General features: G+C 74.9%; 5 protein-coding genes. 1 reads left to right on the top strand and 4 read right to left on the bottom strand.

Annotation, left to right across the window (positions count from 1 at the left end; all coding sequences use genetic code 11):
- Positions 1-7: 7 nt before the first annotated feature.
- The gene (locus tag FH609_RS27520; RefSeq protein ID WP_139673621.1) at positions 8-1,624 is read right to left on the bottom strand and encodes a translation initiation factor 2; all 1,617 of its coding nucleotides are present in this window, start codon (positions 1,622-1,624) and stop codon (positions 8-10) included.
- A 158-nt stretch (positions 1,625-1,782) separates the two neighbouring features.
- On the opposite strand from FH609_RS27520, the gene FH609_RS27515 reads away from it, so the two are divergent.
- On the top strand, positions 1,783-2,220 hold the full coding sequence (locus FH609_RS27515; protein ID WP_139673444.1) for a hypothetical protein: 438 nt from the start codon (positions 1,783-1,785) through the stop codon (positions 2,218-2,220).
- A 1,295-nt stretch (positions 2,221-3,515) separates the two neighbouring features.
- Here FH609_RS27515 and FH609_RS27510 read toward each other — a convergent pair.
- The 3 genes from FH609_RS27510 to FH609_RS27500 form a co-directional block, all read right to left on the bottom strand.
- Positions 3,516-4,571: an MDR family NADP-dependent oxidoreductase gene (locus FH609_RS27510; RefSeq protein ID WP_139673442.1), complete on the bottom strand. Its 1,056-nt coding sequence runs from the start codon at positions 4,569-4,571 to the stop codon at positions 3,516-3,518.
- Complete coding sequence (locus tag FH609_RS27505) at positions 4,568-6,313, bottom strand: phytoene desaturase family protein (protein ID WP_226961996.1); 1,746 nt, start codon at positions 6,311-6,313, stop codon at positions 4,568-4,570. The genes FH609_RS27510 and FH609_RS27505 overlap by 4 nt, the downstream gene beginning before the upstream one ends.
- A gap of 85 nt (positions 6,314-6,398) precedes the next feature.
- A complete protein-coding gene (locus FH609_RS27500) occupies positions 6,399-15,770 on the bottom strand; it encodes a hybrid non-ribosomal peptide synthetase/type I polyketide synthase (protein ID WP_139673440.1) in 9,372 nt (3,123 codons plus the stop codon).
- Positions 15,771-15,799 lie beyond the last annotated feature (29 nt).

Genomic DNA, 15,799 nt, shown 5'->3' with positions numbered 1-15,799 from the left:
TGGAACGTCACACGGCGTGCCCGGCCTCCTCCGGCGTCGCCGGCCGCAGCGCGACGGGGAACGGCCGGCCGCCCACCACGGCGGTGAACGGGCCGACGCCGTCCGGGCGTTGGAGCAGCCGGGCGTGCGCCGCGCACAGCGCGGCCGCCGGGTCGGTGTGGATCAGCCGGCCACCCACCGCCAGCGGCGCCAACTCCAGGGCGAGCAACGGGCCGCCCCTGGCCCGCAGCACCGCCAGGTCGGCCCCGAGCGCCACGCCGGCCGTGGCGCAACCCGGATGGTCGTCGAGCGCCGCGTCGATCCAGCCGGCCGCCGTCCACGCGACCCGGTGCGCGGCGGCGGAGCGCTCGGCCCGCCGGTAGAGCAACCCGGCGCTCTGCGCGTGCCGTTCACCCGCCACGCCCTGCTCGGCGGCGAGGAAACGGGCCGGCGCCCGACGCCACGGCGGGTGCCGCTCCACGGTGACCCGCTTGCCCTCCACGCCGGCGTTCACCGCGAACGCGGTTGGCACACGCGGCGGTTGGGCCAGCACCGGCAGCGGCTCGGGATCGGGCGGCGGGCCCACCGGCGCCAACTCCAGCAATCCGTACAGCTCTTCGCGCAGCAGCGCCAACGCCCGCCCGCGCCGGGCGAACGCCGCGTCGGCCGCCTCCGCCACGCCGTTCGACACCGGCGCCGACAGCAGCGCGGGCAGCTCCTCGGCGGCCGTCAACCGGGGGCTGGCGGCCAGGAGTTGAGCCATCGGGCTGCCCGGGATCAGCTCCCGCCCGCCGTCATACGCCGCGACCGTCCGCCGGCCCAGCGCAGCGGCGTAGAGCGCGGTCGAACCGTGGTCGGTGACCACGGCATCCGCCGCCACCAGCAGCGTCGCCCACTCCGCGTGCGGCCCCGGCAACAGCAGCCCCGCCCGCAGCGCCGGCTCCAGCCACTGCTCCAGGTCGAACGAGCCCAGCCTGCTGCGCTCGTTGGGATGGGCGACCAGCGCCAGCTGGTAGCCGTCGCACGGCAGCGAACCCAGCAACTCGGCGGCCAGGCCCGGGCGTTGGGCCAGCAGCGACTCCGGGCCCCAGGTCGAGGCCAGCACCACCAGGCGCCGCGCCCCGGTACCCAACGCCGCCCGGTACCGGTCCCGGTGCCCCACCGAGGCCAGCAGCCGCTCCAGCGTCGGGTCCCCGACCACCACCGCGCGGGCGGCGGCCTGCGGGCTGGCCTCGGCGAGCCGGGCCACCTGCTCGGGGTGCGCCAAGAGGTGCCTGGTGGCCACGGTCGCGCCGTCGGCCAGCAGAAACGCCGGGTCGAGCCCGGAGGGCGCCCCCTCGGTGCCCTCGTCCGGCAGGGTCTTGCCGAAGCCCGCGCCATGCGGCAGCAGGGCCAGCGTGCCCCGCAGCGAACCCAGCCCGCCCTTGGGGCTGGCCGCCACGATCAGGTCAAACCTGTCGGCGTTCGCGCGCCCCCACGGCACCGTCCTGGCCCCCGCGCGCTCCACCGCCACCAGCGCCTCGGCGCCGAACTCAGAACCGGGAACCAGCGTGAACCTGCGGGCGATCCTGTCGTCCCCCGCGAAGACCGGCAGCACGTCCAGCAGCCGGTGGAGCGCGGTCGCCGAGCGGGCCGCGAAGAGCACCGTCCGGGCCGTGCGGCGGTTGTCCGCCGTCGCCGCGCCGGCGGTGGCCCTCGGGCTGTCGCCGCTGGTCACCGGCGGTTGCATGGGTTGTCCGACGGCATGGCTCGATCGTACTCGTCGGTGGTGGGAGGGCCAGCCGGCCTGGGAAGAATGCCGGCATGACGGAGTGGGGAGTGGCGCTGATCGCGGCCGGCTCGGCGCTGCTGGCCAGCCTGATCAGCGGGATCTTCGCCCGGTCGGCCGGCCGGCGGCAGGCGGCGGCGATGCTGGAGACGGTGCGCATCACCGTCGAGCAGCAGCGGCAGGAACGGGCGCTGGCCGCGCGCCGGGCCACCTATCTCCGCTTCCTCGACGCCGCCGAGACGGTGCTGCTGGCCCGCCGGGTCGGCGGCTCCACGGCCGAGGACCGCGCCGCGCTGCAACGCGCCATGGGCGCCGTGCAGTTGGAGGGCCCGGGCCCGGCGGTGAACGAGGCGAGTGCCCTGCTGGAGGCGTTGCGCCGGGAGCGCGGCCTGGACGAACTGGAACGCGCGCGGTTCGCGTTCATCGCCGCCGCGCGGGAGGCCCTTCGGGCGGGGGACGCGCCGCGGGTGTGAGGGGGCGGAGGCCCGGAGGCCCCGGGGGGCCTCCGGGGCCGGCCGGCGGACGGTGCCGGCGAACACCGGGCACCTCGCGCGGGGCGCCGTTCGCCCTGGGGGCGAACGGGCGCGGAGGGGTGGGTGCGGGTGGGGTGGTGGGTGCGGGTGGTAAGTGCGGGCCGGTGGCCGGTGCGGGGCAGCCCGACTGGTCGTTCTGTTGGTCGACGAGACCCTGCGGTGTGGTGGGGGCTCTGGCGCGGACCACGACGCCTGGCCTACATGGCGCACGACCAGCCGGGTGCGGGCGTAACGAATGCCGGCAGGAGGCTGGCTGGGAAGGGGGGCGCGGCTTCCGGGAGGTGGGGTTCGTTGCCGAACGGGGGTCAGCTCTGGCGACCGTGCCCTACGGGCGCGGGGACTGCGGCTTGTTCGAGGGACGGTTGGCGGCTGGGGGCGTGCGTGGCGCGCACCGGCTTCGCCGGCCTGCCCCGGCATGTCGTCCGTCTCGGATGTGGCCGATCGTCGGGCTTATCAAGGGGCCGGTGGCGGATGTTGTTGAGAGGTGCGGTGCTTCGTGGGCTCGGTCAACGACCACGCTGCCGCGCGAACATCGCCTGCCGTCGTGGTAGTCCGCGTGCCGTCGACTCCCGAAGGCGGGCGCGGGGGGTGGGGGACTCTTTTTATAGGTGCCCGTTTGGAAGTGAACGGATTGTTCAACGCCCGGGTGGCCTGCGGCTCCAGGCCGTCAACGGGGCGCGGACGTGGCCACTCCCGGACCACCCAGCCGACCAGGACGTCTCGTCGGATTCTTCCGCTAAGCCGCGCCGCCGCGAAGATCCGAACGAGACAGCCAAGGCCCGCCCACGCAGGACGACCCCGCTCTGCCGCGCGCCCGCTCAGCGCGCGGCCCGCCGGGGCCCCATCCTCCGCCCGCGCCCCGCCACGCGCAGCGTTCCGCCCGCGCGCACCGCGCACCCCACCGTCGCCGCGCCTCCGTCCACCCGCGCCGCGAGGTACCCCGCCCGCCCGTGCGTCGCACGCCCGCGCCCGCGCGGCGTTCCGCCCGCCCGCGCCGCGTACCCGGCCGGGCTCCGCCCCGCGCGCACTCCGCTCGCGCCGCGCCGCCGGGAGCAGCGTTCCGCCCCGCGCGCCCGCCCGCGCCCCTGCGCGCCCCGCCCCCGCACGGCGCCCGCGCAGGGCCCCCGCCCCGCCGCGCTCCCGCACGGCGCCCGCGCCAGGCCGGCCAGGCGCGCCCGCGCGCCGCCCGGCGCGCAGTGCCGGGGCGCGCTCCCCTAAACCCCCGGAGGTGGGGGTCAGACCTCCACCAGCACCTTCCCCCTGCTGGCCGCCCGCAGGGCATACAGGTTCTGGTACGCCGTCGGGAACGCGTCGAAGCCCCGGTGGATCGTCTCGTCGAACGCGATCTCGCCGCGTCGGACCGGTTCGCCCACCTCGCGGCGGAGCGTCGCCAGGTTCTCCTCCGTGAACCACTCCTCGGCGAAGATCCCCCGGATCGTCGTGCGCGGGAACATGATGTACGGCAGCAGCCTCGGGCCCATCCAGTCGCCGTTGACCGTCGTGGACCACTGCCAGCACACCGCGACCCGGCTGTAGGGCCGCAGCATCCGGAACGCCGCGTCGGTGACGCTGCCGCCGAGGTTGTCGAAGTAGCGGTCGATGCCGTCGGTCGCGGTCAGCAGCGCCTGGTGGGTGGCGTCCACGTCGTCGCCCTGCCGGTAGCGCAACACCCGGTCGAAGCCGAAGCGTTCGAGGTAGGGGATCTTCTCCTCGCTGCTGGTGGTGCCGATCACCCGCGCCGCCCCCGCTCGCTTGGCGAGCTGCGCGGCGAGCGTGCCGATGGCGCCGCTGGCCCCGCTGATCAGCACCGTGTTGCCCGGCTGGACGTCGAGGAACTTCGTCATGGTGCCCCACGCCGTGATCCCGGGCGTGCCCATGATGCCCAACGCCGTGGTGAGCGGCAGCCGTTCGTCGTGGTCGGCCGGGTCGAGGCGGCGCATCGCCGGCAGCCGCAGCGGGAAGCCGCCGTGCCGCCAGACCCAGGCGCGGCCGTCGCTGACCAGGTGGGTGCGCCAGCCGCCGAAGCCCTGCACCAGGTCGCCGACGGCGAAACGCGCCCCGGGGCCGGCCTCGATCACCTCCATGATGGAGTCGCCGCCGACGTGGTGCCCCAGCGGGGTCTCCAACGACAGCCCCACCAGGTACGGGTCGATGGAGACATAGCGGGTCCGCAGCAGCATCTCGTCGTCGCGCAGCGAGACGTTCAGTTCCTCGGTGACCTTCTCGTAGATCCGGCTCGCCTCGGGGATGCCGGGAACGTGTTCGCGGACGACCCACTTCTCGCTCTTCAACGTGAGTGCTCCTCGGTGAGGTGGGGGACGGCGACCGGCCGCCGGTTCGGGACGGTGGCCGGCCGGTCGGCCAACGGGCCGACGGGGATGACGAGTTGACGGGGTGGCGGCAGATGCCGGTCGATCTCGGCGGTGAACTCCCGCCCGTCGTCACGGCAGATGAACTGCATGACCTGCCGCCCGGCGGCCGCCGCGCGGATCAGCCCGCCGACGGTGACCCAGACGCCCGACATGTAGAAGTTGGCCAGCCCCGGCAGGACCGGGCCCAGGCGGTTGATCTCGCGTTCCAACGTCTCGCCGCCGTCCTCCATGAACGGCTGCCAGCCGGGGAACGCCCCGTTGTGCGCGGCGGTGTAGCGGACCTGGGTCAGCGGGGTGGCGACGTCGCGCACAGCCACCGCCTCCCGCAGCCCGGGGAAGCGTTCGTCGAGGAACGCCTCAAGTGTGGTGCGCACGCGGCGCTTTGCCGCCAGGTACGCCTTGCCGTGCCGGACCGGCAGGGTGTGCAGGACCTGGCCGCGCCGCACTCGGCTGGCCTGTTCGGGGCCCTCGCGCAGCGCGCGCCAGGGCGCGGCCTCGGAGAAGTACGTCGCGTACACCACGCTGGTCCCGGCGGGCGACAGCTCGGGGTAGTGGCGTTCGCGGAACTGGACGTTGACGCTCGGGTGCCGCATCCCCGGGAGCCGGTCGGCGAGTTCGGGGTCGAGGAGGTAGGTGGTGCAGGGGTCGGCCTCGGGGAAGTCGCGGCGCAGCCCGAGGAAGAGGGAGACATAGCCGGGTGAGAGCATCCCCGGCTCGTCGATGGTGCGGGTGTAGAGCCGGCGGTAGGTGTCGTTGAGGTAGCGCCCGCCGAGCATCCCGAGCACGGCGGTGCGCATGTCGCAGGCGGCGACCACGATGTCGGCGCGGAACTCCCGGCCGTCGCTCAGCCGCACGCCCACGGCCCGGTCGTCCTCCACCAGGATCTCCTCGACCCTGGCGTTGTAGGTGATCTCGCCGCCCAGCCGCCGGTACCGGTCCTCGATGGAACGGGCCAGCCCCAGCGAGCCGCCCTCGGGCACGCCGGCCGAGCCGTTGGCGTGCGAGGCGAGCTGGAAGTAGAACGGCAGGACGGGGAAGTCGGGGTGCTTCTCGTAGAGCACGAGGTTGAACGCGTCGCGCAGCAAGGGGTGTTGGAAGCGTCGCGCGTAGTCGGTCATCAGCTCGGTGATGGACCGTCGGATGGCGTTGAGGTAGGGGAGGAACGAGCCCATCATCCGCCACCGCTCCAGGCGGCCCATCATCGCGACGGGTTTGAGGAACGGGTAGACGTCCAGGGCGCGTTGGAAGGTGCGCAGGTTGCGGCAGAAGTGCCGGATCTGGCGGGCGTCGGCGGGGGAGATCTCGGTGAGGTGGCGGCGCAGCCGCTCGGGGTCGGAGTAGAAGTAGACGGCCCGCCCGTCGCGGGCGCGCACGACGTTGAACACGTCGAACTGCCGGATCACCTTGCCCTGGAGGGCGCCCAACTCCAGCCAGATCTGGTGCATCTCGTTGCCTGGGCCGCTGCCCAGCAGCCAGGAGACGCACCAGTCGAAGGTGAAGTCGCCCCTGGCCCAGGAGGTGCAGGAGCCGCCGGGGATCTCGTGCATCTCCAGGATGTGGGTGCGGTAGCCGTTCATCCTGGCGTAGGCGCCGGTGGCCAGACCGCCCAGGCCGCCGCCGATGATGATCATGGTCTCTCGGGTCCCTCGTGGCTCTGCCATCCTCCTGCGCTCTCCCTCGCTCTCGCTTCCCCCGCTGTCTCGCACCCCCCGGTGGGCGCCCGGGGTGTTCCCGGGCGCCCGGGTTTCAGGCGGGCGTGCCGCCGGTGGACGAGTCGGCGTCCCGGCCGGTCAGCAGCGACCGCACCAGCGCCGCGGTGTGCTCGACGCCGTCGGCGTCGAGCAGTTCGGCGTGGCCGCCGTCGCCGCGCAGCACGACCGTTCCGGCCGTGCCCGCGCCGTGCCAGCTGCCGGCGCCGCCGGGCGCGTACAGCTCGGCGTTGCCCCGTTCCGTGATCACCCCCAACGCGGCATGCACCGTGCCGGAGTTGGGCGTGCGGCTGGCGAACTCCAGGTAGTCCCTGGCCTGTTGGCGGGTCTCCTCGGCCACCACGCGGGAGCCGGTGTGGCGGCGCAGATGGTCGTGGAGTTCCTCGTCGAACGCGTCCAGCACCCGTTCGGTGAGCCGGAACGTCGCGGTCTGCCGGGGCGAGTCCACGATCAGCACGCGCCGCACCGAACGGCCGCGCGCCTCAAGCGCCTTGGCGACCTCGAAGGCGAGGTTGCCGCCCAGCGAGTAGCCCAGCAGGTCGAGCGGCCCCTCGGGGGCGATCCCGGCGACCCGGTCGGCGTAGCGGGCGACCTTGTCGTCCCCGGCCAGGTAGTTGAACGCGACCAGCCGCCACTCGGGCAGCCGCTCGGCGAGTCGCCGGTAGACCAGGCCGTGGCCGCCGGCCGGCGGGAAGCAGAACAGCGTCGGCCCCCGCTCCGCGTTGAACGTCAGCCAGGGGCGGGCGCCGGCCAGCCGCCCGGTGACGACGGCCTCCACCGTGCCGGCCATCCCGTGCAGCGTGGTCACCCGGAACAGCTCGCTGACCGGGATCGTCACCTGGAACTCGACCTGGAGCGCGTGGATCAGCTCGATCAGCCGCACCGAGCTGCCACCCACCGCGAAGAAGTCGTGGTGCAGCCCGACGCGTTCCACCCCCAGCAGCCGCCGCCAGTGCGCGGCCGTCCGCTGCTCGTAGAGGGTGACCGGCGCCTCGTAGGGAACGGCGTCGCCGCCGGCGGCCGGCGCGGGCAGCGCGGCCAGGTCGACCTTGCCGTTGGGGGTGAGCGGCAGCCGCTCCACCGCCGTCAGGTGGGCGGGGATCAGCTGGGTCGGCAGCGCGGCGGCCAGGTGGCGGCGCAGCTCGGCCTCCCCGGGCGCGTCCCCGGGGGCGCCCGGCACCCAGTAGCCGCAGAGCGCCGGCTCGCCGGCCGCGTCCGGCCGCACGGTCACCACGGCCTGGGTGACGCCGGGAACGGCCAGCAACTCGGCCTCGATCTCGCCGGGTTCGATCCGGTGGCCGCGCACCTTCAGCTGCGTGTCGGCGCGGCCCAGCAGCCACACCAGCCCGTCGGCGTCCCAGGTCGCCAGGTCCCCGGTGCGGTAGCGCCGCCGGCCGTCGCCCAGCAGGTCGGTGCGGAACCGTTCGGCGGTCAGCTCCGGCTCGCCCACATAGCCGAGCGCGACCCCGCCGCCGCCGATCCACAGCTCCCCGGTCACCCCGGGCGGCACCGGCTCGCCCCGCTCGTCCAGCACCCACAGCGTGGCGCCGGGGAACGGGCGGCCGATCGGCACCATCCGGTGCTCGTCCATGCCCCCGGTCGGGCCCTCGAAGAAGCAGCTGTCCACGGTCGCCTCGGTGAGGCCGTAGGAGTTGACCACCCGGGTGTCGGACCCGGCCAGGGCGGCCAGCCGCCGGTACTCGCCGACCTTCCAGGAGTCGGAGCCGACCACCAACAGCCGCAGAAAGTCCAGCCGTTGGGCGCTGGACGCGCAGTAGTCGGCGAGGGTGCGCACCACCGCCGGAACGAACTCCACGCAGTCGACGTCCTCCTGACGCATCGTCCGGTACAACGCCTCGGTCTGGAAGAGCAGTTCGCGCTCCACCAGCACCAGCCGGCCGCCGGAGCCGAGGGCGCGGGCGATGTCGCCGAAGAACACGTCGAACGACGGCGAGGCCAGCTGGAGATGCACCCGCACCTCGCTCTCCAGCCGGTAGGCGTCGCGCCAACCGGCGTAGGAGTGGGCCAGGTTGCGGTGGCTGACGGCCACCGCGCGCGGCCGGCCGGTCGACCCCGAGGTGAAGACCAGATAGGCCGGGTCGTCCAGGCCGGCGGGCCCGCCGCCGGCGTCACCGGTCTCGTCCGGTGCCTCCTCGCAAGGCTCCGCCAGGTCCGCCAGCGCGGCCGTGGCGCCCGGCAGCCCCTCGGGCGCCGGCCCCTCGACCAGGGTCAGCGCGACGCCGGCCGTGGCCGCCATGGTCGCCAGCCGCGCCGCCGGATAGCCGGGGTCCAGCGGAACGCAGGCGCCGCCCGCCTTCCACACCGCCAGCAGCGCCACCAGCAGCGCGGGCGACTTGGGCAGGCAGAGCCCCACCGCGACGCCGGGCCGCACGCCCCGGGCGCGCAGCCGCCGCGCCAGCGCGCCGGCCCGCCGCTCCAACTCCCCGTAGCCCAGCCGGATCGCCGCGCCCGCCCCGTCGGGCAGCACCACGGCCACCCGTTCCGGCGCGCGCCGCGCCCAGTCCGAGACCAGCTCGTGCACCGGGCGGTCCACCGTGACCGTCTCGCGCGCGCCGCTGAACTCGCCCAGCAGCCGGGCGCGTTCGTCCGGCCCCAGCATCGGCAGCGCGGTCGCCGACCGTTCCGCCTCGGCGCGGGTCAGCGCGTCGAGCAGCCGGGTGTAGTGGCCGGCCATCCGCGCCACGGTCTCGGGCCGGAACAGGTCCGAGTTGTACTTGAGCACGCAGTGGAACCGGCCGTCGGCCGCCTCCTCGTAAGCCGAGAGCGTGAGGTCGAACTGGCCCTCCTCCTCGGGGAGTTCGATGTACTCCAGCCGATAGCCGTACTTCTCGGTGGCGACCCGGTGGTGCAGCAGGATGAACATCGCCTGGAAGACCGCCGAGCGGCTCGGGTCGTGGGCGAGGCCCAGCCGCTCCACCAGCAGCACGAACGGGTACTCCTGGTGGTCGAGGCCGCCCAACACCACCGTCCGCACCCGGCGCAGAAGTTCGGCGACGCTCGGCTCACCGGACAGGTCGAGGGCCAGCGGCAGCGGGTTGACGAAGTAGCCGTAGACCGAGCCGAACTCCTCCCTGGTCCGCCCGGTCACCGGGCTGCCCACCACGATCCGCTCCTGGCCGGCGTAGCGGTGCAGCAGCAGGTAGTAGGCCGCCAGCAGCACCATGAACACGGTGGTGTGGTGCTCCCGCGCCAGCGCGTGCACCCGGGCGCTCAGCTCCTCGTCCAGCGCGAAGAACTCCGAGCCGCCGTTGTGGGTGCGCACCGCCGGCCGGGGCCGGTCCGTCGGCAGCGTCAACACCGGCGTCTCGTCGGGCAGTTGGTCCCGCCAGTAGCGGAACATCCGTTCGGCCTCCGGGCTGGCCAGGAACGCGTTCTGCCAGTTGAGGAAGTCCAGGTAGTGGGTGGTGGGCGCGGGCAGTTCACCGGGGCCGCCGCGCCGCAGGTCCTCGTGGACCGCGAGGAGTTCCTCGATGAAGGTGAACGTGGAGATGGCGTCCGAGATGATGTGGTGCACGCCCTTGGTGATGATCCAGCGGTCGTCGGCCCGCCGCAGCAGCCGGAACCGCACCAGCGGATCGCGTTCCAGGTCGTAGGGCCTGCGGTACTCGCGGATGATCAGCTGGTGGATCGCCTCCCACGGCTGGTCGGCGACGTCGAAGACCGCGCTGTCCTCGCGCGGCTCCGGCGCGATCCGCTGCACCGGACTCCCGTCCTCCAGCAGGAAGTTGGCGCGCAGCTGCGGATGGCGGGCCAGCAGCCGGCGGAACGCCTCCAACATCAGCTCCGGGTCGAGGGCGGCCCGCACCTCGACGGCGCCGCCGATGTTGTAGGCGAAGCCGTCGGGGTCCAGCTGCTTGAGGAACCACAGCGCCTTCTGGTTCTGCGTCAGCGGATAGCACGCCGGGTCGGTGTACACCGGAACGGCGGCGCCCTCCGTGTCGTCCGTGCCCTCGGCCAGCCGCGCCAGCAGCTCCTCGCGCAGCTGGCCCCGCAGCTCGCCCACCGTCGCGCCGCTGAGCAGCGCCACCACCGGCAGCGTCACGCCCAGCTCGGCGCCCAGCCTGGCCCGCAGCTCCATCGCCAACAGCGAGTCCAGGCCCAGCAGTTGGAGCCCGATCTCCGCGTCGAGCCGGTCGGCCGGCACCCGCAGCACCGCGCCCACCACGGCGGCGAACCGCTCGGCCACCAGCCGCTCCCGCCCGGCCTCGTCGGCAGCGGCGAACGCCGCGGCGAACTCCTCGGCGCCGGCCGCCCCGTGACCACCCGAGCCGTCCGCGCCGCCGCCGGCCGCGCCCGCCGCCAGCTCGGCGACCAGCGGCGGCGGCGTCGCGTACCAGGACAGGAACGTCGGCCAGTCCGCCACCGTGGCCACCAGCAGCTGCGGAACGTCCTGCCCGACGATCCGCTCCAGCACCGCCATCCCGGCGGCCGGCGCCAGCGAGGTCATGCCCCTGGCCTGCCGGTAGTGCTCGACCAGACCCAGCTCCTCGATCATCCCGGTCGCCCACGGGCCCCAGTCCACGCTCAGCGCCGGCAGCCCCAGCGCCCTGCGGTGGTGGGCCAGCGCGTCCAGGAACGCGTTGCCCGCCGCGTAGTTGGTCTGGCCGGCCGTCGGCAGCCAGGCAGCGACCGAGGCGAAGAGCACGAAGTGCTCCAGCGGCTCCTCGGCGAGTCGCCGGTGCAGCGCCCAGGCGCCCAGCACCTTCGGGTCGTGCACGGCGGCGAACGTCTCCCGGTCCATCCCGGGCAGCAGCGTGTCCCGCACCTCGCCCGCCAGGTGGAACACGCCGCGCACCGGCGGCAGCGCCGCCGCCCGGTGCCCGTCGAGCCACGCGCCGAGCGCCGCCTCGTCGGTCACATCCACCGCCACGGGCGTGACCTGCGCCCCCAGCGCCTCCAACTCGGCGACGAATCGCACCCGTTCGGCCGTCCGCTCGTCCAGCCCGGCGGCCTCCCGCCAGCGGGACCGCTCCGGCAGCGGGGTGCGGCCCAGCAGCACCAGCCGCCGCGCCCCGCGCAGCGCCAGCGTCCGGCACAGCAGCCGGCCCAGCGCGCCGAAGCCGCCCGTCACCACATAGCAGCCGTCGGCGCGCAGCCGCAGCGGCAGCGGCCGGGTCAGCCCCGACGCCGGCCGCAGCCGGCAGCCGAACCGCCGCCCGCCGCGCAGCGCCACCTCGTCCTCGCCGGCCCCGCCAACTCCGTCGGCCCCGGCGCCGCGCGCCAGCAGCTCGGCCAGCAGCGCCTCGGCCTCCCCGCGCGGCCCGCCGGCGCCCGCGCCGTCCAGGTCGAGCAGCACCCCTGGCCAGCCGGTCAGCTCCTGGTAGCGCAGCACCCGCGCCACGCCCCAGGCCCGCGCCCCGAACGGCGCCACCGGCTCCCTGGCGCGCACCGCCTGGCTGCCCCTGGTCACCACATGCAGCCGCCCGGAACGCCCCGAGGCCAGCAGCGTCCGGGCCAGCGCCACCAGCCCGTACGGCCCCAACGCGGCGTCGGTGGGCGACAGTTGGGCATCGGTGGCCAGCTGGTCGAGCGCCCGCAGGTCCACCACCGCGTCCAAGGTCCCGAGTCCGGCCAGCGACCGCGCCACCTCCTCGGCGGCGTCGACGCCCAACGGGCCCTCGGACCGCACCAGTTGGCAGTGGCCGCCGCGCTCGGCGACCAGCGCGGCCAGCGCGTCCGCCACCCCGCCCGGCGGGTCGGCGAGGACCAGCAGCCGCCCGGGCACCGGCGCCGACTCCCTCTCCAGCGGAGGCAGTTCGTCCCAGACGGGCGCGCTCAGCCAGCCGTCGACGGTGGCCGTCGAGACCGCGCCGGCCGCCCGTTCCACGTCGGCGGCGCGGAAGCCGGCCACGGCGCCCAGCGGCGCCCCGTCGTCCCCGTACAGCGTCAGGTCCCCGACCAGCAGCTCGGCGCCGCGCTCGGCGACCCGCGCCCGCACCCACACCGGGCGCTCGCCCACCGGGCCCAGCCGCACCTCGTCGATGGCCACCGGCAGCCGCACCGCGCCGCCCTCCCGCGCCGGCTCCTCGGCGAGCACCCCGGCCAGCAGCGTCTGGAAGCAGGAGTCCAGCAGCACCGGGTGCAACTGGTGCTCCCCGCCTTCGTGTTGGTGGGCCGCCGCCGGCAGCCGCAGCCGGGCCAGCGCGCCATCGGGCCCCAGCCACAACTCCTCGATCCCCTGGAACGCCGGCCCGTAGTGGTAGCCGTGCTCCGCCAGCAGCGCGTACACCTCGGCTCCCGAGCGCCGTTCCGCCGCCCGTCTCCGCTCCGCCGCAAGGTCCAACGGGCCGCCCAGGGAACGGGGTTGGCCGCTGCGCACGGTGCCGCTGGCGTGCGTGACCGGCTCGGGCCCGCCCGTGGACACCACATGGAAAGCGGCCGAGTCCGGGGCGAACGCCAGCCGCACCGGCACCGCCCGGTCCTCCGGCAGGAACAGCGCCCGGCGCAGCTCCACCTCCGCGACGGCCGTGTGCTCCCCGCCGGTCAGCGCGCGCACCGCCTGCGCCGCCATCTCCAGATAGCCGGCCGCCGGGAAGAGCGCCCGCCCCTCGACCCGATGGTCGCCCAGATAGGGCGCGCGTTCCAGATCGAGCGCCGTCTCCCAGGCCGGCGCCGCGCCCGGCAGCCGGCGGCCGAGCAGCGGGTGGTCCCGCTCCCCGAGCCGCACCCTGGCCACCGCCGGCGGCTCCGTCCAGTACCGCTCGTGCCGCCACGGATAGGTCGGCAGGGCGACGGGCCGGCCGGCCGGGTGCAGCGCGTGCCAGTCGGGGTCGACGCCCAGCGTGAACAGCGCGCCCAGCGTGCGGGCGAACCGTTCCGGCTCGTTCTCGCCCCGCCGGATCGACGGCAGCGCCTGCCCGGCGACCTCCCGGCGCGCCAGGCACTCCGCGATGGAGTGGCCCAGCACCGGATGCGGGCCGATCTCCAGGAACAGCTCGAACCCGTCGTCGACGAGGCGGTCAACCGCCGCCTGGAACCAGACCGTGTCCCGCACGTTGCGCCACCAGTAGTCGGCGTCCAGCTCCTCGCCGCGCGCCACCGCGCCCGGCAGCGCGGTGAGATAGAGCGGCACCTGGGCACGGCGCGGCTTGAGGTCGGCCAGCGCCTCCCGCAACTCGCCCTCGATCAGGCGCATTCCGGCGCTGTGGTACGGCACGTCGACGTCGAGGAAGCGGGCGAAGACCCGTTCGCCGGACAGCTCGTCGGCGAGTTCGGCCAGCGCGGCCGACTCGCCGGCGAGCGTCACCGAGCCCGGCCCGTTGACGGCCGCCAGGTCGATCCGCCCGCCGAACCGCCGCGCGCGGCGGGCGGCCTCCGCGTGCGGCAGGCCCACGGCCAGCATCCCGCCGGCGCCGACCAGCCGGTGCTGGAGGCGGCTGCGGTGCACCGCCACCGCGACGGCGTCCGCGAGGTCGTACACCCCGGCCTCGTGGAACGCGGCGATCTCCCCGGTGCTGTGCCCGACGATCGCGTCCGGGACCACGCCCCGGGACCGCCAGAGCGCCGAAAGTGCCGTCTGGAGCGCGAAGTTGGCCGGCTGCGCCAGCCAGGTCTCCGCCATCCGGGAGCGCTCCTCGTCGGCCAGCAGCTCCTCGCGCAGCGACCAGTCCACCAGCCGGGAGAACTCGCGGTCGCAGCGGTCGATCGCCTCCCGGTAGACGGGCTCCTCGGCGTAGAGCCGCCGGCCCATCGCCCACCACTGCGGGCCCATCCCGGTGAACACCCACACCAGCCGCCGGCGCAGCCCCTCCCGGCGCTGCCCGACCGACACCAGCCGGTGCGGCTCGCCGCGTTCGGCGGCCGCCAGCGCCTCGGCCAACTCCTCGGCCGTGGAGTAGGCGACCGCCATCCGCCGCCCCAGGTGCTCCCTGCGGTGTGCCAATGTCCAGGCCACGTCGGCGACATGAGTGTCCGTCAGCTCGTGATGCACCGCGCCAGCCAGTTCGGGCAGTGCCTCGTCGGCGCGGGCGGTCAACGGCAGGACGGTGTAGGCGGGTTGGGGCGTCTCGGGCGCGGCGGATTCGGTCGGGGACGGCGGTTCCTCCAGCAGGACATGGGCGTTGGTGCCGCCGAAGCCGAACGCGTTGACTCCGGCCCTGGCCGGCCCGGCGTGCGCGGGCCAGGGCGTGGCCTCGCCGGGGATGCGGAACGGGAGGCTCGCCTCGTCGATCGCCGGGTTGAGCCGGTCCACATGGAGCTGCGGCGGGATGGTCCGGTGCTTGAGCGCCAGCGCTGCCTTGATCAGCCCGGCGACGCCGGCGGCCGACTCGGTGTGCCCGATGTTGGCCTTGACCGAGCCAACGTAGGGCGTGCTCCCGGGAGTTCGGCCGACGGCCAGCGCGCGGGCCAGCGCTGCGGCCTCGATCGGGTCGCCGACGGCCGTCGAGGTGGCGTGCGCCTCCACGTACTGGAGGTCGCCGGGGGTGATCCCGGCGTCGGCGCAGACCCGTTGGATCAGCTCGACCTGGGCGTCGGCGCTGGGCACGGTGATGCCGGCGGTGTGGCCGTCCTGGTTGATCCCGCTGCCGATGATCACCGCGTGGATCGGGTCCCCGTCGGCCAGCGCGTCCGCCAGCCGCCGGATCGCGACCAACGCCACGCCCTCCGCCCGCACATAGCCGTCGGCCGAGGCGTCCCAGGGGCGGGAGCGGCCGGCGGGGGAGAGGAAGCCGCCCTTGGTCTCGGCGATGGTGTACTGCGGCGCGGAGTGCAGCAGCGTGCCGCCGGCCAGCGCCAGGCCCGTCTCGCCGCGCCGCAGCGAGGCGCAGGCCAGGTGGACGGCGACCAGCGAGGAGCTGCACGCGGTGTCCAGGGAGAGGCTGGGGCCCCGGAAGTCGAAGCAGTACGAGATCCGGTTGGAGACCATCGTCATCATGGTCCCGGTCGCGGTGTGGGCGGCCAGCGTCTCGAAGTCCAGGTCGGCGAACTGGAGGATCTTGTAGTCGAGGGTGAACGCGCCGACGAACACGCCGACATCGGTGCCGGCCAGCCGCCCTGGCAGCTGCCCGCCGTCCTCCAGCGCCTCCCAGGCGACCTCCAGCAACTTCCGCTGCTGCGGGTCGAGATGGGCCGCCTCGCGGGGGCTGATGCCGAAGAAGGCGGGGTCGAAGGCGTCGAATCCGTCGATATAGCCGCCGCGCCCGCCGACCAGCCGGCCGGGCTTGTCGCGGTCGGCGCTGCCCAGGGTGGCCACGTCGTAGCGGTCGCGTGGCGTGGGGGTCAGGCAGTCCCGGCCCTCGACCAGGTTGCGCCAGTAGGAACGGTGGTCGTTGGCGCCGCCGGGGAAGCGGCAGCCGATGCCGACGATGGCGAATCTGTCGGCGTCGGCCGTGGACTCGGGGGAGGCGGGGACGGCGGAGCGGGAGGGGACGGGGACGGAGTTCTTCATGGTGATCCTTCGGGGATGACGCGGGGATG

The organism is Streptomyces sp. 3MP-14 (assembly GCF_006334905.2).
In the GTDB taxonomy this organism is placed as follows: Bacteria; Actinomycetota; Actinomycetes; order Streptomycetales; family Streptomycetaceae; genus Streptomyces; species Streptomyces triticirhizae.
Note: the sequence above shows the minus strand (reverse complement) of the source record. Positions and strands in the feature narration are given on the sequence as shown.

What these genes read in the sequence shown, in the direction of transcription:
- FH609_RS27515 (WP_139673444.1), top strand. Translation starts at nt 1,783, where the DNA reads ATGACGGAGTGGGGAGTGGCGCTGATCGCGGCCGGCTCGGCGCTGCTG.
- FH609_RS27505 (WP_226961996.1), bottom strand. Translation starts at nt 6,313, where the DNA reads ATGGCAGAGCCACGAGGGACCCGAGAGACCATGATCATCATCGGCGGC.
- FH609_RS27500 (WP_139673440.1), bottom strand. Translation starts at nt 15,770, where the DNA reads ATGAAGAACTCCGTCCCCGTCCCCTCCCGCTCCGCCGTCCCCGCCTCC.